This window comes from Streptomyces sp. NBC_00727, from assembly GCF_045161745.1.
Taxonomy (GTDB): Bacteria; Actinomycetota; Actinomycetes; order Streptomycetales; family Streptomycetaceae; genus Streptomyces.
On record NZ_CP108981.1, the window covers coordinates 857,285 to 878,059 of the forward strand.

The following is a 20,775-nucleotide window of genomic DNA, read 5'->3' on the forward strand; positions in this document are numbered from 1 at the left end:
GGGGTTCCCCCCGGACGGCGTCCGGGGGCGGGTCAGATGCCCCGCTGGCTCGCGTAGAAGACCAGCCGGTACTTGCCGATCTGCACCTCGTCACCATTGGACAGGGCGACGGAGTCGATCCGCTCACGGTTGACATAGGTGCCGTTGAGGCTGCCGACGTCCCCGACCGTGAAGCTGCCGTCGGCGTTGCGACGGAACTCGACGTGACGGCGCGAGACCGTCACGTCGTCGAGGAAGATGTCGCTCTGCGGGTGACGGCCGGCCGTGGTCAGCTCGCCGTCCAGCAGGAAGCGGCTGCCGGAGTTCGGCCCGCGCCGCACCACCAGGAGCGCCGAACCGAGCGGCAGGGCGTCGACGGCTGCCTGCGCCTCGGGGGACAGCGACGGCACGGCCGTCTGGCCGGTCGCCTCCGCCTCGTACGCCTCCAGGCCCGAGATCGAGATGGTCGACGTCGTCTCCGAGGCGCGCTCGGGGACTCCGCCCCGCAGCGGCGCACCGCAGTTGGAGCAGAAACGGCTGGCCTCGGCGTTGCGGTGGCCGCACCTCGTACACACCGGCATGGACGAAGCCTCCTGGCTCGGGGCTCCGAAACCTATTGCGCCGGGACCGGCAGGGTCAACGGACGACGCGCCGGGACCGCCCGGATAGTCACCCCCCTGGCCTGCCACCTGGTCGCGGAAGAGCGGGCGCTCCGCGCCCTGCTCGTCGGGCTGACCATGGCGCGGCGCGCGATGACGTGCGGCTTCATCGCGAGCGCTCTTGCCGAACAACTTCCCAAACAACTTCACGGGCGATTCCCCTTGACCGAAACAGACCCGCCCGTGGGGCAGGACGAACCCTGAATGAACACACCTGCCGACCCGGACATCTTCACAACGTCCGTATCCACTCGACAGTTTCCACCACGCGCCACGATTACGATGCGGCGACCCCCCGCAACCGTCCGCTCGTGTTCCCCGACGCCCGGGCGCCGGGGGATCACTGGCCCGACGACCGAGCGTAGTCAGGCCGCTCCGCCGGTCGCAAGGCGTCCACGACAATGTCGTCGGCCCGGGCCACATGCACCGTGGCCTGCTCCTTCTCCAGCGTCTGCACCACACCCCCGGGGATGTTCAGCGCCGGTTCCAGATCCTGCGGCTTGCCGATGACCTTGAAGACGTACGGCGCGGAGATCTTGCGTCCGTCGACCTTGACCGCTCCCCCGTCGCCGGAGAAGTACGTATTGGCCACCACGCGCACACCGTTGACCTCCACGGCCTCGGCCCCGGCCGCCCTGAGCTCCTGAAGCGCGTCGAGCAGCATGTCCGGCCGCACGGCGTCCCCGGGATCGTCGACCGTCATCGTGATGCCCGGGCCGTGCGCCGCCACGGTGCCCGCGAGCACGCCGAGTTGACGCTCCTTCTCGACCGTCTGCTTCCTGGCCTCCTCGGCCTGGTCGGAGCTGTTCTCCAGCTCCGTGCGCTGGGCGTCGAGGCGCTGCTTCTCGTCCTCCAGCCGCTGGGTGCGGTCGTCCACCTCGTCGAGGATGCGCACCAGGTCCTCCTGGCGGGCACCGCGCAGGGCGCTGTTGTCGCTGTTGGACCGCACCTGGATGGCGAGCCCCAGGCCGAGGACGAACAGCAGCAGGGCGACGATGAGTTGGGCGCGGGTCACCCGGGGCGGCCAGATGCCTGCGATCAGCCGCTGGCGCCCGGTGAGTTCCTCGGGAGAGCCGGCCGGCGGGCGGCCCGGCTGCTCGCCGCCGTCGTCGAACGTGTCGTTGCTCATCGGCATCAAGCCCGGAAGACGTGCCGGCGGATCGCGGCGGCGTTGGAGAAGATCCGGATGCCCAGCACGACCACCACACCGGTGGAGAGCTGGGCACCCACGCCCAGCTTGTCGCCCAGGAAGACGATGAGCGCCGCCACGACCACGTTCGAGAGGAACGAGACCACGAAGACCTTGTCGACGAAGATCCCGTCGAGCATGGCCCGCAGCCCGCCGAAGACCGCGTCGAGCGCGGCGACGACGGCGATGGGGAGATAGGGCTCGACCATCGCCGGAACTTCGGGCCGGACCAACAGTCCGACCACGACTCCCACGACGAGGCCCAGTACGGCGATCACGATGTGCCCTTCCCTGTGTCTGCGGCCTTGTATGGCTCTGCTGTCCGTACGATCAGGCTCGGGGCGGCCGGAAGACTCAGCTTCTCCTGGACCGAGATGGCGGTCCTGATGGCGAAGCTGTCCTTGAGCGACTGCAGGTACCTGCCGTCGGCACTGTCCCGGAAGGCCGCAGCCACTTTCTTGCCGTCCCCCACCGCGAGCACCGTGTAGGGGGGCACGAGCGGTCTGTTGTCGACCAGTATGGCGTCGCCCGCGGCCCGGATCGCCGACAGGGCGGTCAGCCGCTGTCCGTTGATCGAGATGGCCTCGGCGCCGGACTCCCACAGGCCGTTGACGACGCGCTGCATGTCCCGGTCCCGGACCCGCCCGGTGTCGGAGAAGCCGCTGGTCTCGCGGGGCCCGCCGCCCCCCTGGTCGGTGTCCTCGGCGTCGTCGACGACGACCTTGATCCCCGGACCCTGCACGGGCGTCGCCCCGGAGAGCAGCGCCACCAGCTCGCCTTGGTCGCCCCCGTGTTCCTGGAGGGCCTTGCGCTGGCGCTTGCTCACGTCGTCGCGGACTTCCTCCACCTGGGTCTCCAGGGTGTCGGCCGCCGCCGTCTCCGCGTCGATGCGGTCGATGAGCTCCTGCCGCTCCTTGGCCAGCACCGGCGCGGTCACCCGTGCCTGGGCCGCCCCGAGCGTGACGACCAGGGCGGCCAGGACCAGGCAGGCCGCGAAGCCGAGCTTGGCCTTGAGCGTACGGGGCATGCCGGATCGCCCGTCGGCCTCGCGCCGGGCCGCCGCTTCGGCGTACCCGTCGTCCAGGCTGTGCTCCATCACGTTGGTCAGCAGCAACATGGACGCGTCGGGGCGCTTGGACGGCGGGGCCGTGCTCCGACCGGGGGGCTGCTGCGACATGCCGCACATCGTCGCATGTCGCGGCGGCTTACGCCGAATGGCCCCACCGATGGCCGGCCGCCTGCGGGAAGGGGCGGCCGGTGCGCCGCCGGGACGGGTGCTCGTTCGCGCGTCCCGGCGGCTCCACGTCAGTCGCCCGCGCTGTCGACGACCGCCGCCCACTCGTCGAGCAGGGCCTCGGCGGAGGCGTCGTCGGGACCTTCGGCCCACAGGTGGGTGACGGCTTCCGCCGGGTCCGGCAGGACCATGACCCAGCGCCCGTCCGCCTCGACGACCCGTACGCCGTCCGTCGTGTCGACGTCCCGGTCCCCGGCCGCCTCCACGACCCGGCGCATCACGAGCCCCTTCACGGCCCAGGGTGTCGCGAGGTCACGGCGCAGGACATGGGCGTGCGGGATGCGGGCATCGATCTGGCTCAGCGTGAGCTGGGTCCTGGCGACGAGCCCGATGAGCCGCACGAACGCGGCCGTTCCGTCGAAGACGCTGGCGAATTCGGGAACGATGAAGCCGCCACGGCCGTCTCCACCGAAGATGGTGCCTTCCTCACGCCCCACCCGCGTCAGGTCGTCGGGCGACGTCGTCGTCCACTCGACCTGTGTGCCGTGGTACGCGGCGACCTGTTCGGCGACCCTGGTGGTGGTCACCGGCAGCGCCACCCGTCCGCTGCGCCGCTCGGCGGCGACGAGGTCGAGCATGACCAGCAGGGCCCGGTCGTCCTCCACGATCCGGCCCCGCTCGTCGACCAGCGAGAGCCGCTCGCCCACCGGGTCGAAGCGGACGCCGAAGGCCGCCCGCGCCGAGGAGACGATCTCCCCCAGGCGCACGAGGCCGTTGCGCCGGGCCTCGGCCGTCTCGGTCGGGCGCGATTCGTCGAGCCCGGGGTTGATGGTGAGCGCGTCCACGCCCAGCCGCCCCAGGAGACTCGGCAGCACGAGCCCCGCACTGCCGTTGGAGGCGTCGACGACGACCTTGAGCTGGGCGTCGGCGATCCCCGTGGTGTCGACGTTGCGCAGGAGCGATCCGGTGTACGAGTCGAAGACGCTGGACGGGAAGTAGATGTCCCCGATCTCGCCCGGGAAGGCCCGCCGGTACTCCTGCCTGGCGTAGACCCGGTCCAGCTTCCGCTGCCGGGCCTGGGAGAGGTCCGCTCCGCGTTCGTCGAAGAACATGATGTCGACGGAGTCGGGCACGCCCTGGGAGGTCCGGATCATGATCCCGCCGGCGCTTCCTCGCGCGGTCTGCTGACGCGCGACGGGCAGCGGTACGTTCTCCAGGTCGCGTACGTCGATGGCACTGGCCTGGAGTGCGGAGATCACCGCGCGTTTGAGGGCCCGGGCGCCTCGGGAGTGGTCCCGGGCGGTGGTGACGGTGGAACCCTTCTTGAGCGTCGTCGCGTACGCACCCGCCAGCCTGACGGCCAGTTCGGGGGTGATCTCGACGTTCAGGATTCCGGAGACGCCGCGCGCTCCGAAGAGGTGGGCCTGGCCGCGCGACTCCCAGATCACCGAGGTGTTGACGAAGGCGCCGGCCTCGATGGTCTTGAAGGGGTAGACGCGGACGTTCCCCTGGATGATCGATTCCTCACCGACGAGGCACTCGTCGCCGATGACTGCGCCGTCCTCGATACGGGAGGCGCGCATGATGTCGGTGTTCTTGCCGACCACACAACCGCGCAGGTTGCTGTGGTCGCCGATGTACACGTTGTCGTGGACCACGGCCTTGTGCAGGAAGGCGCCGCTCTTGACGACGACGTTCGACCCGATGACCGTGTGCTCGCGGATCTCCACGCCGGCCTCGACCTTGGCGTAGTCCCCGATGTACAGCGGGCCCCGCAGCACGGCGTCGGGGTGCACGTCGGCGCCCTCGGCCACCCAGACGCCGGGGGAGATCTCGAAGCCGTCGATCTCCACGTCGACCTTGCGCTCGAGCACGTCGGCCTGGGCCTTCACATAGCTCTCGTGCGTGCCGACGTCCTCCCAGTAGCCCTCGGCGACGTAGCCGTAGATGGGCTTGCCTTCCTTCATCAGCTGCGGAAAGACGTCCCCGGACCAGTCGACGGACGCGTCGGCCTCGACGTAGTTGAAGACCTCGGGCTCCATGACGTAAATGCCCGTGTTCACCGTGTCCGAGAAGACCTGGCCCCAGGTGGGCTTCTCCAGGAACCGTTCGACCTGGCCCTGCTCGTCCACGATCGTGATCCCGAATTCGAGGGGATTGGGAACGCGGGTGAGGCAGACGGTGACCAGGCCGCCCTTCTCCTTGTGGAAGGCGATCAGATCCGTGAGGTCGAAGTCGGTGAGCGCGTCGCCGGAAATGACGAGGAAGGTGTCGTCCTTCAGTGCCTCTTCGGCATTCTTGACGCTGCCCGCGGTGCCAAGCGGCTTCTCCTCGTTGGCATAGCTGAGCTCCATACCGAGCTCTTCGCCGTCCCCGAAGTAGTTCTTCACCAATGAGGCGAGGAATTGGACGGTCACCACCGTCTCGTTGAGCCCGTGCCGTTTCAGCAGCCGGAGCACATGCTCCATGATCGGCCGGTTGGCCACAGGCAGGAGCGGTTTGGGCATGCTCGAGGTCATGGGGCGAAGGCGAGTGCCTTCGCCGCCAGCCATCACGACGGCCTTCATGTCGGAAACGTCCTCCTTGAGAGACGACGGTCGAGCCGACTTGACCCGTCAGGGCAGCTTCTTTGACATCAGCCGCGGGCCGGCAGCGTTGCACGGCACCACATCAACGAGCTCAATCGGCTACTGCATCCGCCTTGACGAGGCGGCGGACCTGAACCACGTACAAGATTCCTGCCCACCAATAGAGGGTTGTACCCCACCCTGCGAACGCCCATCCGAAAACAGTGGCCACCTCTGCCAGCCAACCATGCCCGTCGCTGAGCAGCAACAAGGGGAATGCGTACATGAGGTTGAACGTGGCCGCCTTGCCGAGGAAGTTCACCTGGGGCGGCGGATAGCCGTGCCGGCGCAGGATTCCCACCATCACGAGAAGCATCAGCTCGCGGGCGAGGAGGGCGATGGTGAGCCAGAGAGGCAGGATCTCGCGCCAGGTGAGTCCGACGAGAGTGGAAAGAATGTAGAGCCGGTCGGCGGCCGGGTCGAGGAGCCGGCCCAGGCTGCTGATCTGGTTCCACCGGCGCGCGAGCTTGCCGTCGAGGTAGTCGCTGACGCCGCTGAACATCAGGACCAGCAGGGCCCAGCTATCGCTCTTGGGCCCGCCGAACTCGGGGCGGAGGATCAGCCACAGGAAGACAGGTACGCCGACGAGGCGTGCCATGCTGAGGATGTTGGGGATGGTGAGTACCCGGTCCGTCTGAACGCGGGTCTCCTGGACCTCCACCCGGGGGCCTCCTGTGTCAAGAACGTGCCAATGATGCCCCCTGACCTTACCCTCAGCCCTCGCCGGCGGTGCACAGGGGTCCGGAGTGCTCCCGGAAACGCGAAAGAGCCCCGTGCCACAAGGGCACGGGGCTCTTCCTAAAAGGAGTTCGGCGGCGTCCTACTCTCCCACAGGGTCCCCCCTGCAGTACCATCGGCGCTGAAAGGCTTAGCTTCCGGGTTCGGAATGTAACCGGGCGTTTCCCTAACGCAATGACCACCGAAACACTATGAAATTGAACCAACCGGATATTGACACGGCTGTTCGTTATTTCAGAACTAACACAGTGGACGCGAGCAACTGAGGACAAGCCCTCGGCCTATTAGTACCAGTCAGCTCCACCCGTTACCGGGCTTCCACATCTGGCCTATCAACCCAGTCGTCTACTGGGAGCCTTAACCAATCAAGTTGGTGGGAATACTCATCTCGAAGCAGGCTTCCCGCTTAGATGCTTTCAGCGGTTATCCTTTCCGAACGTAGCCAACCAGCCATGCCCTTGGCAGAACAACTGGCACACCAGAGGTTCGTCCGTCCCGGTCCTCTCGTACTAGGGACAGCCCTTCTCAATATTCCTACGCGCACAGCGGATAGGGACCGAACTGTCTCACGACGTTCTAAACCCAGCTCGCGTACCGCTTTAATGGGCGAACAGCCCAACCCTTGGGACCGACTCCAGCCCCAGGATGCGACGAGCCGACATCGAGGTGCCAAACCATCCCGTCGATATGGACTCTTGGGGAAGATCAGCCTGTTATCCCCGGGGTACCTTTTATCCGTTGAGCGACAGCGCTTCCACAAGCCACTGCCGGATCACTAGTCCCGACTTTCGTCCCTGCTCGACCCGTCGGTCTCACAGTCAAGCTCCCTTGTGCACTTACACTCAACACCTGATTGCCAACCAGGCTGAGGGAACCTTTGGGCGCCTCCGTTACTCTTTAGGAGGCAACCGCCCCAGTTAAACTACCCATCAGACACTGTCCCTGATCCGGATCACGGACCCAGGTTAGACATCCAGCACGACCAGAGTGGTATTTCAACGACGACTCCACAACCACTGGCGTGGCCGCTTCAAAGTCTCCCACCTATCCTACACAAGCCGAACCGAACACCAATATCAAACTATAGTAAAGGTCCCGGGGTCTTTCCGTCCTGCTGCGCGAAACGAGCATCTTTACTCGTAGTGCAATTTCACCGGGCCTATGGTTGAGACAGTCGAGAAGTCGTTACGCCATTCGTGCAGGTCGGAACTTACCCGACAAGGAATTTCGCTACCTTAGGATGGTTATAGTTACCACCGCCGTTTACTGGCGCTTAAGTTCTCAGCTTCGCCACCCCGAAGAGCAGCTAACCGGTCCCCTTAACGTTCCAGCACCGGGCAGGCGTCAGTCCGTATACATCGCCTTACGGCTTCGCACGGACCTGTGTTTTTAGTAAACAGTCGCTTCTCGCTGGTCTCTGCGGCCACCCCCAGCTCAGGAAGCAAGTTCCCTCACCAGTGATGGCCCCCCTTCTCCCGAAGTTACGGGGGCATTTTGCCGAGTTCCTTAACCATAGTTCACCCGAACGCCTCGGTATTCTCTACCTGACCACCTGAGTCGGTTTAGGGTACGGGCCGCCATGAAACTCGCTAGAGGCTTTTCTCGACAGCATAGGATCATCCACTTCACCACAATCGGCTCGGCATCAGGTCTCAGCCTTAATGTGTGACGGATTTGCCTACCACACGGCCTACACCCTTACCCCGGGACAACCACCGCCCGGGCTGGACTACCTTCCTGCGTCACCCCATCGCTTACCTACTACAAGTCTGGTTCATCGGCTCCACCACTACCCTCAACTCCGAAGAGATCGGGCCGGCTTCACGGACTTAGCATCGCCTGATTCAGTATTGGGCGTTTCAAAGCGGGTACCGGAATATCAACCGGTTGTCCATCGACTACGCCTGTCGGCCTCGCCTTAGGTCCCGACTTACCCTGGGCAGATCAGCTTGACCCAGGAACCCTTAGTCAATCGGCGCACACGTTTCTCACGTGTGTATCGCTACTCATGCCTGCATTCTCACTCGTGAACCGTCCACAACTCGCTTCCGCGGCTGCTTCACCCGGCACACGACGCTCCCCTACCCATCCATACAGGCGTTGGCCCTATGCGTATGAATGACACGACTTCGGCGGTACGCTTGAGCCCCGCTACATTGTCGGCGCGGAATCACTTGACCAGTGAGCTATTACGCACTCTTTCAAGGGTGGCTGCTTCTAAGCCAACCTCCTGGTTGTCTCTGCGACTCCACATCCTTTCCCACTTAGCGTACGCTTAGGGGCCTTAGTCGATGCTCTGGGCTGTTTCCCTCTCGACCATGGAGCTTATCCCCCACAGTCTCACTGCCGTGCTCTCACTTACCGGCATTCGGAGTTTGGCTAAGGTCAGTAACCCGGTAGGGCCCATCGCCTATCCAGTGCTCTACCTCCGGCAAGAAACACACGACGCTGCACCTAAATGCATTTCGGGGAGAACCAGCTATCACGGAGTTTGATTGGCCTTTCACCCCTAACCACAGGTCATCCCCCAGGTTTTCAACCCTGGTGGGTTCGGTCCTCCACGAAGTCTTACCTCCGCTTCAACCTGCCCATGGCTAGATCACTCCGCTTCGGGTCTTGAGCGCGCTACTAAACCGCCCTATTCGGACTCGCTTTCGCTACGGCTTCCCCACACGGGTTAACCTCGCAACACACCGCAAACTCGCAGGCTCATTCTTCAAAAGGCACGCAGTCACGACGCACCGAGCAAGCTCGATGCGCGACGCTCCCACGGCTTGTAGGCACACGGTTTCAGGTACTATTTCACTCCGCTCCCGCGGTACTTTTCACCATTCCCTCACGGTACTATCCGCTATCGGTCACCAGGGAATATTTAGGCTTAACGGGTGGTCCCGCCAGATTCACACGGGATTTCTCGGGCCCCGTGCTACTTGGGTGTCTCTCAAACAAGCCGCTGATGTTTCAGCTACGGGGGTCTTACCCTCTACGCCGGACCTTTCGCATGTCCTTCGCCTACATCAACGGTTTCTGACTCGTCTCACAGCCGGCAGACTGTGAAAGAGAGATCCCACAACCCCGCATGCGCAACCCCTGCCGGGTATCACACGCATACGGTTTGGCCTGATCCAGTTTCGCTCGCCACTACTCCCGGAATCACGGTTGTTTTCTCTTCCTGAGGGTACTGAGATGTTTCACTTCCCCTCGTTCCCTCCACACTGCCTATGTGTTCAGCAGCGGGTGACAGTCCATGACGACTGCCGGGTTTCCCCATTCGGAAACCCCCGGATCAAAGTCTGGTTGACGACTCCCCGGGGACTATCGTGGCCTCCCACGTCCTTCATCGGTTCCTGGTGCCAAGGCATCCACCGTGCGCCCTTAAAAACTTGGCCACAGATGCTCGCGTCCACTGTGCAGTTCTCAAACAACGACCAGCCACCCATCACCCTGCTCCTAAGAACAAGTTCACTGGGGCCGGCAACCGAAGGACGACCATGACGGCCGTACCTTCAGATACCCAACAGCGTGCCCGACCCGACCCATCAACCCTCACGTTCCACGCCGAAGCAGTACTAGTGAAGACTCATGTGCCGTGCCGAGTAGTCAACGTTCCACCCATGAGCTGACCACCGTCGAACATTTGCCGACGTAGTGGCTCTGGACCCCCGAAAGGGTCTAGATGCTCCTTAGAAAGGAGGTGATCCAGCCGCACCTTCCGGTACGGCTACCTTGTTACGACTTCGTCCCAATCGCCAGTCCCACCTTCGACAGCTCCCTCCCACAAGGGGTTGGGCCACCGGCTTCGGGTGTTACCGACTTTCGTGACGTGACGGGCGGTGTGTACAAGGCCCGGGAACGTATTCACCGCAGCAATGCTGATCTGCGATTACTAGCAACTCCGACTTCATGGGGTCGAGTTGCAGACCCCAATCCGAACTGAGACCGGCTTTTTGAGATTCGCTCCGCCTCGCGGCATCGCAGCTCATTGTACCGGCCATTGTAGCACGTGTGCAGCCCAAGACATAAGGGGCATGATGACTTGACGTCGTCCCCACCTTCCTCCGAGTTGACCCCGGCAGTCTCCTGTGAGTCCCCATCACCCCGAAGGGCATGCTGGCAACACAGAACAAGGGTTGCGCTCGTTGCGGGACTTAACCCAACATCTCACGACACGAGCTGACGACAGCCATGCACCACCTGTACACCGACCACAAGGGGGGCACCATCTCTGATGCTTTCCGGTGTATGTCAAGCCTTGGTAAGGTTCTTCGCGTTGCGTCGAATTAAGCCACATGCTCCGCTGCTTGTGCGGGCCCCCGTCAATTCCTTTGAGTTTTAGCCTTGCGGCCGTACTCCCCAGGCGGGGAACTTAATGCGTTAGCTGCGGCACCGACGACGTGGAATGTCGCCAACACCTAGTTCCCAACGTTTACGGCGTGGACTACCAGGGTATCTAATCCTGTTCGCTCCCCACGCTTTCGCTCCTCAGCGTCAGTAATGGCCCAGAGATCCGCCTTCGCCACCGGTGTTCCTCCTGATATCTGCGCATTTCACCGCTACACCAGGAATTCCGATCTCCCCTACCACACTCTAGCCTGCCCGTATCGACTGCAGACCCGGGGTTAAGCCCCGGGCTTTCACAACCGACGTGACAAGCCGCCTACGAGCTCTTTACGCCCAATAATTCCGGACAACGCTTGCGCCCTACGTATTACCGCGGCTGCTGGCACGTAGTTAGCCGGCGCTTCTTCTGCAGGTACCGTCACTTTCGCTTCTTCCCTGCTGAAAGAGGTTTACAACCCGAAGGCCGTCATCCCTCACGCGGCGTCGCTGCATCAGGCTTTCGCCCATTGTGCAATATTCCCCACTGCTGCCTCCCGTAGGAGTCTGGGCCGTGTCTCAGTCCCAGTGTGGCCGGTCGCCCTCTCAGGCCGGCTACCCGTCGTCGCCTTGGTAGGCCATTACCCCACCAACTAGCTGATAGGCCGCGGGCTCATCCTTCACCGCCGGAGCTTTCAACCTTCCTCCAGGAGGAGGAAAGTATTATCCGGTATTAGACCCCGTTTCCAGGGCTTGTCCCAGAGTGAAGGGCAGATTGCCCACGTGTTACTCACCCGTTCGCCACTAATCCACCCCGAAGGGCTTCATCGTTCGACTTGCATGTGTTAAGCACGCCGCCAGCGTTCGTCCTGAGCCAGGATCAAACTCTCCGTGAATGTTTTCCCGTAATCGGGACAACACATCACGAGAGCGGAACGACAAGATCGGAATAAGACCCGTCGTCCACTGCGTCCTCGCTGTGTTTTTGCCTGCCGAACCCGAAGGTTCCGCAGGACTTTCAAAGGAACCACCAACCTGCCGTAGCAGGCCGGGGTATCAACATATCTGGCGTTGACTTTTGGCACGCTGTTGAGTTCTCAAGGAACGGACGCTTCCTTTGTACTCACCCTCAGAACATTTTCTGGGGCTTTCCTCCGGGCGCTTCCCTTCGGTCTTGCGTTTCCGACTCTATCAGACTCTTTCGTGTCCGATTCCCGGTCGAAGCGGGTCAAGCGGTTTTCGCTTTCCAGTTCTTCGCTTTCGCGTTTCCCTTTCGGCGTGTCCGACTCTATCAAACCTTTTCGCTCTCCCTGACCGGCCCCCCGCAGACATGCGGGTGCCCGATTTCGGGTTAGGGTTTGGGCTCAATAAGCCGCTGCCGACCCCCGACTCAAAGTCGCGTTGGGGCCAGGCAGGAGTACGACAGTACAGGCTGCCGAGAGTCGAGGCAAACCGTTTCCGGTGCGCCCCTAGGTCCTCGAACCATCAGGACTCGGGCGGAACCGGGACTTCTTATGACTTACGCTGCTGAGCAGTACGCCGTCCTCCTATCTAGCCGCGGCGGCACCTTCGAAGCTCCACTGGGAGGCCCCCCATGACCACTGTTACGTCCCCTCTTGCCGGACGTGCCATTGGGCTCGCTGCCGTACCCGACCCCGTCTTCGCCGGCGCGATGGTCGGTCCCGGCACCGCCATCGACCCCGTGCGCGAGGCCTCGGAGGCCGTCGCCCCCGTCGACGGGATCGTCGTCTCCCTCCACCCGCACGCGTTCGTCGTCGTTGACAGCGAGGGCCACGGTGTACTGACGCACCTCGGTATCGACACGGTCCAGCTCAACGGCGAGGGCTTCGAGCTGCTCGTGAGCAAGGGTGACACCGTCACCCGCGGCCAGGGCATCGTCCGGTGGGACCCCTCCGCCGTCGAGAAGGCCGGCAAGTCCCCTGTGTGCCCGATCGTGGCGCTGGAGGCGACGGCCGACTCCCTCTCCGACCTCGTGGAGAGCGGCGACGTGGCGGTCGGCGACACGCTGTTCGGTTGGCAGTAACGCGATCGGCGCAGTGACAGCCGACTGGATATCCACCACCGCGGAGGCAACGACCCCCGCACGACCGGAGACGGGTGCAATGGAGACAACGCTGCGAGGCGTAGGCGTGAGCCACGGTGTGGCGATCGGCGAGGTACGGCACATGGGCACCGCGGTGCTCGAACCGCCGGCCAAGCAGATCCCGGCCGAAGAGGCCGAGCGCGAGCAGGGACGGGCCCGGCAGGCCGTGGAGGCAGTGGCCGCCGACCTCATCGCGCGCGGCAACCTGGCCGGCGGCGAGGCCCAGCACGTGCTGGAGGCCCAGGCCATGATGGCCCAGGACCCGGAGCTCATGGCCGATGTCGAGCGCCGCATCGCCGTCGGCAGCACGGCCGAGCGTGGTGTGTACGACGCGTTCGCCTCGTACCGGGCCCTGCTCGCGGGTGCCGGCGAGTACCTGGCGGGCCGGGTCGCCGACCTCGACGACGTCCGCAACCGCATCGTGGCGCGCCTGCTCGGTGTGCCGATGCCGGGTGTCCCGGACAGCGACGAGCCCTATGTCCTGATCGCCCGGGACCTCGCCCCCGCCGACACGGCCCTGCTGGACCCCGCGCTGGTCCTCGGCTTCGTCACCGAGGAGGGCGGGCCGACCAGCCACAGCGCGATCCTGGCGCGGGCGCTCGGTGTGCCCGCCGTGGTCGCTCTGCCCGGCGCCGGTGAGCTGGCCGAGGGCACGATGATCGCCGTGAACGGCAGCACCGGCGAGATCTTCGTCGAGCCGAGCGCCGAGAAGCGGGCGGAGCTGGAGAGCGCCGCCGCCGCGCGCAAGGCCGCGCTGTCCGCGGCGACCGGCCCCGGTGCCACGTCGGACGGCCACAAGGTGCCGCTGCTCGCCAACGTGGGCGGTCCCGCTGACGTGCCGGCGGCCGTCGAGGCGGGTGCGGAGGGCGTGGGCCTGTTCCGTACCGAATTCCTCTTCCTGGACGACAGCAAGCAGGCGCCGTCCGAGGAGAAGCAGGTCGCCGCGTACCGGGCGGTGCTGGAGGCCTTCCCCGAGGGCCGTGTCGTGGTGCGGGTGCTGGACGCCGGGGCGGACAAGCCGCTCGACTTCCTGACCCCGGCGGACGAGCCGAACCCGGCGCTGGGCGTACGCGGGCTGCGGAGCCTGCTGGACCACCCGGACGTGCTGCGTACCCAGCTGACCGCTCTGTCGAAGGCGGCCGAGGGGCTTCCCGTCTACCTCGAGGTCATGGCGCCCATGGTGGCCGACCGCGCGGACGCCAAGGCCTTCGCCGACGCCTGCCGCGAGGCCGGGCTGAACGCCAAGTTCGGTGCGATGGTCGAGATCCCGTCCGCCGCGCTGCGGGCGCGCTCGGTGCTGCAGGAGGTGGAGTTCCTGTCGCTGGGCACCAACGACCTGGCACAGTACGCCTTCGCCGCCGACCGTCAGGTGGGTGCCGTCTCCCGGCTCCAGGACCCGTGGCAGCCGGCTCTGCTGGATCTGGTCGCGCTGTCCGCCGAGGCCGCCAAGGCCGAGGGCAAGAGCTGCGGTGTGTGTGGTGAGGCGGCCTCCGATCCGCTGCTCGCCTGTGTGCTGACCGGTCTGGGTGTCACCTCCCTGTCTATGGGCGCGGCCTCCATTCCTTATGTGCGCGCCACGCTGGCCAAGTACACGCTCGCGCAGTGCGAGCGGGCCGCGTCGGCCGCGCGTGCGGCGGACTCCGCCGAGGAAGCTCGCCGGGCCGCGCAGGCGGTGCTGTCGGGCGAGTAGTCCGGCGCCGGACGCCAAGTGGTGAAGGGGCTTTCCGCCGATGACCGGCGGGAAGCCCCTTCGCCGTGTCAGTGGTGCTGTTCCGGTTCGTCCGCTCCGATGTCGAAGCCCGCGCAGTACTCCACGCCGGATTCGGGGGCGACGGGTTCGCCCGTGTCGGCGTCGGTGCAGTAGGCGCTGAAGACCTCGCCCGCGGTGAGCGGGGCGAGGCTGCCCCGGCTGAGCCGCCAGCCGTGCACCCGGTCCGGGGCGCCGGGTGTGCTCGTGCGCAGGACGACTCCGCCGTGGCTCTCCAGCGCGATGCCGACGGCGAGCACGCTCACGAACTCGGCGCCCTCCTCGCTGTCGAGCCGGGCGGGGCCGGCGGTGGCCCGGTCGGTGTGCAGGGCGGCGAGCAGCTGGTCGTGCTCCGTGGGAGTGCTGCAGACCAGGTGGTGGATGCCGGGTCCGGCCGCCTCCAGGGTCCGTTCCAGCAGGTGGGAGGCGCGGTCGAAGGCGGCGTGGCCGATGTCCTGGCCGCAGTCGGCACAGTCGCCGAGACCGGCCAGGAGCATGGTGGCGTACTCCCAGGTGGCCCGGCAGACCGCTCGGCCGACGAGCACCGGGATCAGGGCGTCGAGGGGCTGCCCGTCGTAGGGGACGGTGGCTCCGCAGGCGGCGATCTCCGCGGTGAAGCGGCTGCGGCCGGCCGGGGTGTCGGGGGCGATGCCGGCCTCCGCGCAGTACTGCGCGTACTCCTGCGGGTCGAAGAGGGCGACCGTCGTGTGCACGCCCTGGGCGGTGAGGGCCTTGAGCAGGGCCTCCACCTGTTCCAGGTAGACGTGGTGGTCGTCGAAGGTGAAGGTGCGGTAGCGCCGCATGGCCGCGAAGTCCTGTTCATCGGTCAGCAGGCCGATGGTGGTGGGTGCTTCGCGGCGCAGCGTGCGTCGCATGGTGGTAGTGACGGTCCGTCCGTGGACGGTGGTCCGCTTGTTCCTGGTCTGCGCCATGATTTCCCCCAGTGCGCTGTCGAACATTGCTCACTCAGCGTAATCATGGGCACTGACAGTGGTGCGGTCAGCGGCGTTCGCGGGCCAGCTTCTCGTAGAAGTGGAGGAGTTCGAGGTTGTCGATCGAGCCGGGGTTGACGGCCTTTTCCAGGGCCGTTCCCTGGAGCAGGCGCTTGACCGGAACCTCGATGCGCTTTCCGGTGAGGGTGTGCGGGATACCGGGGACCTCGATGACCTCGTCCGGTACGTGACGCGGCGAGAGGTTCTCGCGGATGGTGCGCTTGATGCTGTCGCGGAGGGCGTCGTCGAGCGTGGCGCCTTCGGCGAGGTGGACGAAGAGCGGCATCCAGTAGCCGCCGTCGGGTTCCTCCAGGCCGATGACGAGGGACTCGCGGATCTCGGGGAGGCGTTCGACGGCCTCGTAGATGTCGGCGGAGCCCATGCGGACGCCCTGCCGGTTGAGGGTGGAGTCGGAGCGGCCGTGGATGACGACGGAGCCGCGGTCGGTGATCGTGATCCAGTCGCCGTGGCGCCAGACGCCGGGGTACACGTCGAAGTAGCTGTCGTGGTAGCGGCTGCCGTCGGGGTCGTTCCAGAAGCGGACCGGCATGGAGGGCATCGGCTTTGTGACGACGAGTTCGCCGACCTCGCCGGTGAGCGGTTCGCCGGCGGGGTCCCAGGACTGGAGGTCCGTACCGAGGCAGGCGGCCTGGAGTTCGCCGATGTGGACGGGGAGGGTGGGCACCGCGCCGGCGAAGCAGCTGCAGACGTCGGTGCCGCCGCTGACGGAGGCGATCCAGAGGTCGTCGGCGACCTCGTCGTGGAGCCAGCGGAAGCCGTCGGGCGGGAGCGGGGAGCCGGTGGTGGCGACGCACTGGACGCGGGAGAGGTCGAGGTCGCGTCCCGGGTGGATGCCGGCCTTGCGGCAGGCCATGACGTAGGCGGCGGAGGTGCCGAAGAGGGTGGCGCCGGTCTGTTCGGCGACGCGCCACTGGGCGCTGACGTCGGGGTGACCGGGGCTTCCGTCGTACAGCACGAGGGTGGTGCCGGTGAGGAGGCCGGAGACGAGGAAGTTCCACATCATCCAGCCGGTGGAGGTGTACCAGAAGAAGCGGTCCTCGGGGCCGAGGTCGCAGTGGAGGCCGATCTGCTTGAAGTGTTCGAGCAGGATGCCGCCCTGGGACTGGACGATGGCCTTGGGCAGGCCGGTCGTGCCCGAGGAGTAGAGGACCCAGAGCGGGTGGTCGAACGCGACCTGTTCGAAGACGGGCTCGGTGTCGGCCGCGACGAGGGCGGCCCAGTCGAGGGCGCCTTCGGGGGCTTCGGTGCCCAGCAGCGGGATGTGGACGACGGCGCGCAGGGTGGGCAGTTCGCGGCGGAGTTCGGCGACGGTGTCGGCGCGGTGGTGTTCCTTGCCGCCGTAGCGGTAGCCGTCGACGGTGAACAGGACGACGGGTTCGACCTGCTGGAAGCGGTCGAGGACGCTGCGGGCACCGAAGTCGGGGGCGCAGGAGGTCCAGACGCCGCCGACGGCCGCGGTGGCGAGGAAGGCGACGACGGCCTGCGGGATGTTGGGGAGGTAGCCGCTGACGCGGTCGCCGGGGTTGACGCCGAGTGCGCGCAGTTCGGCGGCGAGCGAGCCGACCTGGCGGCGGAGCTCGGACCAGGAGGTGGCGGCCTGGGTGTGGCTCTCGTCCACGTGGAGGAGGGCGGGCGCGTCGGCGCGCAGGGGGTCCTCGGCCGCGCGCAGGGCGTGTTCGGCGTAGTTGAGGGTGGCGCCGGGGAACCAGGTGGCGCCGGGCATCGAGCGGTCGCCGGTGACCTGCTCGTACGGGGTGGAGAAGCGCACGTCGAACCACTCGGCGACGGCCTTCCAGAAGGTGTCGAGTTCGTCGACGGACCAGCGGTGCAGACTGGCGTAGCCGCCCTCGGCCGGTGCGCCGTGGTGTTCGGCGGCCCAGCTCTGGAAGCGGGTGACGGCGGCGGCCGCGATGCGGTCGGGGCCGGGCTGCCACAGGGGGGCTTCGTCGGCTGCTGAGGTCATGGGGGCGGCTCCCTGGCTGTAGCGGGTACGCGGTGTGTGCGCAGGTCGCGCGCACGTGCGGGGTGTGCGCGTGAGGCGACGTCACGGACGATGCCATGTGATCGTCTCTCGCACCAGGGTTGCCCGTACATGCTTCCGTGTCCGGTTATGTGCTCCCGCCACGTCCGGTGCGGGGTGTACGGAAGCCGGCCGGCGGGTCGTGGTGGTGCGGGGGCTCAGCGGTAGCGGCCGGCGAACCAGCGGTGGACGGCCTCGGTGTGGAGGGGGAAGGCGAGCGTGGCGGGGGCCGTGAGGAGGGTGTGGCCGGAGGTCTCGTCGGTGGGGGCGGAGGGCGGGAGGGTGGCGGCGGGCCGCTCGGGGAGGATTCCGAAGAGGAGCAGGTGCCCGGCGGGTGAGCTGAGGGCGTCGGCGAGGCGGACGTCTTCGGGGCGTGCCTCGATGCGGGTCTCCTCGCGCAGTTCGCGTACGACGGCGTGCTGCCAGTCCTCGGCGTGGTCGATGAAGCCGCCGGGCAGGGCGAGGCCGCCGCGTGCGGGTTCGATGGTGCGGGTGATGACGACGAGGCCGGTGGTGTGGCCGTCGGTGACGGGGAGCAGGGCGACGGCGACCGGGAGCGGGTTCCGGTAGGCGGTCTCGCCGCAGACGGCGCAGGTGCGGGGCCAGGTGCCGGGGGTCGGGAGGCCGGTGTACGGGGCTCCGCAGGCGGCGCAGTGGGAGTGGATCACGGGCTGCTCCGTTTCCTCGTGGGGCCACCGGTCCTCGTGGTGACCGGGCGGGGAACCGGTGGCGGACACGCGCGGACTGTACCGGATCCCCTTCCGGGTGGCTCCGCACGATGGAAGATGTGCTCATGACAGGTATCGCGACCGCTTTCCGTGCCCTGGCGGCCACTGCCGCCGCCCTGCTCGCCGTGACCGTCACCGCGCCGGTGGCGCAGGCGAAGCCCGAGCCCAAGGCGCCCGGCGAGTTCGTCCCGCTGAGTTCGGTGGACCCCACGATCATCCAGGAGATGCGCTACCCCACCGCCCACGACTTCATGGGCGAGCCTGTGGACGGCTACCGCCAGCCCCTCTGCATTCTGACCCGGCCCGCCGCCGAGGCCCTGCACCGCGCCCAGCTCCGGCTGCTGCGGCAGGGCTACTCGCTGAAGGTGTACGACTGCTACCGCCCGCAGCGGGCAGTCGACCACTTCGTGCGGTGGGCGAAGGACCTCGACGACGAGACGATGAAGGGCGAGTTCTATCCGCGGGTCGACAAGTCCCGGCTTTTCGCGGACGGTTACATCGCGGAGAAGTCCGGTCACAGCCGGGGCAGCACGGTGGACCTGACGCTGGTGCGGCTGCCCGCCCTGCCGACCAGGCCGTACCGTCCGGGCGAGAGGCTGGTGCCGTGCTACGCGCCGAAGGCCGACCGCTTCCCGGACAACTCGGTGGACATGGGCACGGGGTTCGACTGCTTCGACACGCTCTCGCACACGGATGATCCCCGTGTCCGGGGTGTCCAGCGCGCCAACCGGCAGTTCCTCAGGAAGACGCTCACCGAGGCCGGTTTCGTGAACCTCGCGGAGGAGTGGTGGCACTACACCTTCCGGCCCGAGACGTTCCCCCACACCTACTTCGACTTCCCGGTGGCCCGCAGGTCCGTCGCCGGGCACTGAGCCGGCCCGCCGCGCGCGGAACGGGCGGTCGGGACCACCCCCGTGGGTTCCGGCCGCCCGTTCTCCTCTTCGGACGCGGCGCAGCCGTTTCCGGTTGCCGGGTGAGCCATTACGGTGCCCGTATGTCACAGCAGACGTTCGAGTCGTACGAAGAGTTCTGGCCGTACTACGTCGCGATGCACTCGCGGGCGGCGACCCGCTGGGTACATCTCACCGGCACCCTGACCGGCCTCGCCATCACGGCGTACGGGCTGGCGCGCGGCCGCAAGCGGTATCTGGCCGCCCTGCCGCTCATCGGCTACGGCACGGCCTGGCCCGCGCACTTCCTGATAGAGAAGAACAACCCGGCCACCTTCGGGCACCCCGCCTGGTCGCTGCGCGGCGACGCGCAGATGATCCGGATGATGCTGGCCGGACGCGACCACGAGCTGGCGCAGACCGCCGAGAAGTGGCTCGCGGAGAACGGCCGCGCGGTCTAGGGCCTGTCTGACAATTCCCGTCGTCGCGCGGCAGACGGGAATTGTCAGACAGGCCCTAGGGTCGTCACGGGCTCGCGCGGGCGGTCCGCGCGGGCCAGCGCGTGTTCGACCACGGCCACCAGCACGTCTCGGGCCGACGGCCGGTCCCGCGCGTCGCACATCAGGAGCGGAACCCCCGGGTCCAGGTCGAGCGCGGCCCGTACCGTCGCCTCGGGGAAACGTTCCGTGCCCTCGAAGCAGTTGACGGCGACGGCGAACGGGATCTCGCGGCGCTCGAAGTAGTCGACGGCCGCGAAGCAGTCCTCCAGGCGCCGGGTGTCCGCGAGCACGACCGCCCCCAGCGCGCCCTGGGCCAGCTCGTCCCAGAGGAACCAGAACCGGTCCTGCCCCGGCGTGCCGAAGAGGTACAGCACCAGGTCCTCGCGGAGCGTGATCCGCCCGAAGTCCATGGCCATGGTCGTCGTGGTCTTCCCCTCGACACCGTCCAGGTCGTCCACCGGACGCCCGGCCTCGCTCAGCGTCTCCTCCGTGCGCAGCGGCCTGATCTCGCTGACCGCGCCCACCAGCGTCGTCTTGCCCACGCCGAAGCCGCCCGCCACCAGGATCTTGAGGGTGACGGGCTCCACGGGCCGCCTGTTGCGGCTAGAGCGCCCGAAGGCCATTGATCACCTCACGGAGAATGTTCACGTCCGGCAGCTCGGCCGGCGGAACGGGACGGGTCACGTGCACCAGCTCCTCGTCGACGAGGTCGCCCACCAGGACCCGGACCACCCCCACCGGGAGGTCCAGTGACGAGGCGAGCTCGGCGATCGACTGCGGGAGCTCATCGCAGAGTTCGAGGATCTCGACGTGTTCCGGGGCAAGCAGCTGGTCCCTGTCCGGTTCGTCGGCCGCGGGTTCGGGCACGACGATCGCGATCAGGTCGAGACGGTGGCGCGACCCGCTGCCGGTGCGCCCTCGGGTCATCGCGTAGGGGCGGACGACCGGCCCCGCGTCGTCGTCGTACCAGCGTGGCGTCCGCGGCCTCTCCGGGGTCTGCGGCGAGCCGGGCGATGCGGCGCTCATGGCG

General features: G+C 66.7%; 15 protein-coding genes and 3 rRNA genes. 4 read left to right on the forward strand and 14 right to left on the reverse strand.

Translation table 11 applies throughout. The features are described from left to right. Window positions 1-32 precede the first annotated feature (32 nt). The 9 genes from OG242_RS03630 to OG242_RS03670 all read right to left on the reverse strand — a co-directional run bounded on the left by OG242_RS03630 (window position 33) and on the right by OG242_RS03670 (window position 11,639). Window positions 33-896 carry an FHA domain-containing protein gene (locus OG242_RS03630; protein ID WP_239077934.1) on the reverse strand — a complete coding sequence of 288 codons (864 nt, stop codon included), beginning with the start codon at window positions 894-896 and terminating at the stop codon, window positions 33-35. Between the two features lie 82 nt (window positions 897-978). Then, window positions 979-1,767: a DUF881 domain-containing protein gene (locus OG242_RS03635; RefSeq protein ID WP_405896763.1), complete on the reverse strand. Its 789-nt coding sequence runs from the start codon at window positions 1,765-1,767 to the stop codon at window positions 979-981. 5 nt (window positions 1,768-1,772) lie between these two features. Beyond that, window positions 1,773-2,105 carry a small basic family protein gene (locus tag OG242_RS03640; RefSeq protein ID WP_018522495.1) on the reverse strand — a complete coding sequence of 111 codons (333 nt, stop codon included), beginning with the start codon at window positions 2,103-2,105 and terminating at the stop codon, window positions 1,773-1,775. Continuing rightward, on the reverse strand, window positions 2,102-3,004 hold the full coding sequence (locus tag OG242_RS03645; RefSeq protein WP_405896764.1) for a DUF881 domain-containing protein: 903 nt from the start codon (window positions 3,002-3,004) through the stop codon (window positions 2,102-2,104). The genes OG242_RS03640 and OG242_RS03645 overlap by 4 nt, the downstream gene beginning before the upstream one ends. Before the next feature lie 128 nt (window positions 3,005-3,132). Continuing rightward, window positions 3,133-5,628 carry a sugar phosphate nucleotidyltransferase gene (locus OG242_RS03650; protein ID WP_405896765.1) on the reverse strand — a complete coding sequence of 832 codons (2,496 nt, stop codon included), beginning with the start codon at window positions 5,626-5,628 and terminating at the stop codon, window positions 3,133-3,135. Between the two features lie 112 nt (window positions 5,629-5,740). Further along, on the reverse strand, window positions 5,741-6,349 hold the full coding sequence (locus tag OG242_RS03655; protein WP_093709783.1) for a CDP-alcohol phosphatidyltransferase family protein: 609 nt from the start codon (window positions 6,347-6,349) through the stop codon (window positions 5,741-5,743). 146 nt (window positions 6,350-6,495) lie between these two features. Then, window positions 6,496-6,612: ribosomal RNA gene (gene rrf / locus OG242_RS03660) — 5S ribosomal RNA — on the reverse strand. A 78-nt stretch (window positions 6,613-6,690) separates the two neighbouring features. Beyond that, window positions 6,691-9,815, reverse strand: a 23S ribosomal RNA gene (locus OG242_RS03665). A 298-nt stretch (window positions 9,816-10,113) separates the two neighbouring features. Next, window positions 10,114-11,639: ribosomal RNA gene (locus OG242_RS03670) — 16S ribosomal RNA — on the reverse strand. The 16S, 23S and 5S rRNA genes sit together here, the layout of an rRNA operon. Before the next feature lie 698 nt (window positions 11,640-12,337). Here OG242_RS03670 and OG242_RS03675 point away from each other — a divergent pair. Next, the gene (locus OG242_RS03675; protein ID WP_405896766.1) at window positions 12,338-12,787 is read left to right on the forward strand and encodes a PTS glucose transporter subunit IIA; all 450 of its coding nucleotides are present in this window, start codon (window positions 12,338-12,340) and stop codon (window positions 12,785-12,787) included. 79 nt (window positions 12,788-12,866) lie between these two features. Further along, entirely contained in the window at window positions 12,867-14,537 is a 1,671-nt protein-coding gene (gene ptsP, locus OG242_RS03680) for a phosphoenolpyruvate--protein phosphotransferase (protein ID WP_405896767.1), read from the forward strand. A 68-nt stretch (window positions 14,538-14,605) separates the two neighbouring features. Here the strand turns inward: ptsP and OG242_RS03685 are convergent, their stop codons facing one another. From OG242_RS03685 to OG242_RS03695, 3 genes are all read right to left on the reverse strand, one after another. After that, on the reverse strand, window positions 14,606-15,553 hold the full coding sequence (locus tag OG242_RS03685; protein WP_405896768.1) for a hypothetical protein: 948 nt from the start codon (window positions 15,551-15,553) through the stop codon (window positions 14,606-14,608). Between the two features lie 40 nt (window positions 15,554-15,593). Next, window positions 15,594-17,570, reverse strand: a complete 1,977-nt coding sequence (locus OG242_RS03690; RefSeq protein ID WP_405896769.1) for an acetoacetate--CoA ligase — start codon at window positions 17,568-17,570, stop codon at window positions 15,594-15,596. A 215-nt stretch (window positions 17,571-17,785) separates the two neighbouring features. Then, window positions 17,786-18,364 carry an NUDIX domain-containing protein gene (locus OG242_RS03695; protein ID WP_405896770.1) on the reverse strand — a complete coding sequence of 193 codons (579 nt, stop codon included), beginning with the start codon at window positions 18,362-18,364 and terminating at the stop codon, window positions 17,786-17,788. Between the two features lie 56 nt (window positions 18,365-18,420). Here OG242_RS03695 and OG242_RS03700 point away from each other — a divergent pair, with 56 nt between their 5' ends. Both OG242_RS03700 and OG242_RS03705 read left to right on the forward strand, forming a co-directional pair. Then, complete coding sequence (locus OG242_RS03700; protein ID WP_405896771.1) at window positions 18,421-19,227, forward strand: M15 family metallopeptidase; 807 nt, start codon at window positions 18,421-18,423, stop codon at window positions 19,225-19,227. Window positions 19,228-19,349: 122 nt separating this feature from the next. Continuing rightward, a complete protein-coding gene (locus tag OG242_RS03705; protein ID WP_405896772.1) occupies window positions 19,350-19,706 on the forward strand; it encodes an Mpo1-like protein in 357 nt (118 codons plus the stop codon). Between the two features lie 44 nt (window positions 19,707-19,750). Here the strand turns inward: OG242_RS03705 and OG242_RS03710 are convergent, their stop codons facing one another. Further along, complete coding sequence (locus OG242_RS03710; protein WP_405896773.1) at window positions 19,751-20,368, reverse strand: GTP-binding protein; 618 nt, start codon at window positions 20,366-20,368, stop codon at window positions 19,751-19,753. Continuing rightward, a complete protein-coding gene (locus OG242_RS03715; protein ID WP_405896774.1) occupies window positions 20,349-20,771 on the reverse strand; it encodes a DUF742 domain-containing protein in 423 nt (140 codons plus the stop codon). Before OG242_RS03715 ends, OG242_RS03710 begins: the two co-directional genes overlap by 20 nt. Between the last annotated feature and the right edge of the window lie 4 nt (window positions 20,772-20,775).

Excerpts from the sequence above, each read along its gene's own strand:
- OG242_RS03685 (WP_405896768.1), bottom strand. The coding sequence starts at position 15,553 with ATGTTCGACAGCGCACTGGGGGAAATCATGGCGCAGACCAGGAACAAG.
- OG242_RS03710 (WP_405896773.1), bottom strand. The coding sequence starts at position 20,368 with ATGGCCTTCGGGCGCTCTAGCCGCAACAGGCGGCCCGTGGAGCCCGTC.
- ptsP (WP_405896767.1), top strand. The coding sequence starts at position 12,867 with ATGGAGACAACGCTGCGAGGCGTAGGCGTGAGCCACGGTGTGGCGATC.
- OG242_RS03635 (WP_405896763.1), bottom strand. The coding sequence starts at position 1,767 with ATGAGCAACGACACGTTCGACGACGGCGGCGAGCAGCCGGGCCGCCCG.
- OG242_RS03675 (WP_405896766.1), top strand. The coding sequence starts at position 12,338 with ATGACCACTGTTACGTCCCCTCTTGCCGGACGTGCCATTGGGCTCGCT.
- OG242_RS03690 (WP_405896769.1), bottom strand. The coding sequence starts at position 17,570 with ATGACCTCAGCAGCCGACGAAGCCCCCCTGTGGCAGCCCGGCCCCGAC.
- OG242_RS03645 (WP_405896764.1), bottom strand. The coding sequence starts at position 3,004 with ATGTCGCAGCAGCCCCCCGGTCGGAGCACGGCCCCGCCGTCCAAGCGC.
- OG242_RS03705 (WP_405896772.1), top strand. The coding sequence starts at position 19,350 with ATGTCACAGCAGACGTTCGAGTCGTACGAAGAGTTCTGGCCGTACTAC.
- OG242_RS03650 (WP_405896765.1), bottom strand. The coding sequence starts at position 5,628 with ATGAAGGCCGTCGTGATGGCTGGCGGCGAAGGCACTCGCCTTCGCCCC.
- OG242_RS03715 (WP_405896774.1), bottom strand. The coding sequence starts at position 20,771 with ATGAGCGCCGCATCGCCCGGCTCGCCGCAGACCCCGGAGAGGCCGCGG.
- OG242_RS03700 (WP_405896771.1), top strand. The coding sequence starts at position 18,421 with ATGACAGGTATCGCGACCGCTTTCCGTGCCCTGGCGGCCACTGCCGCC.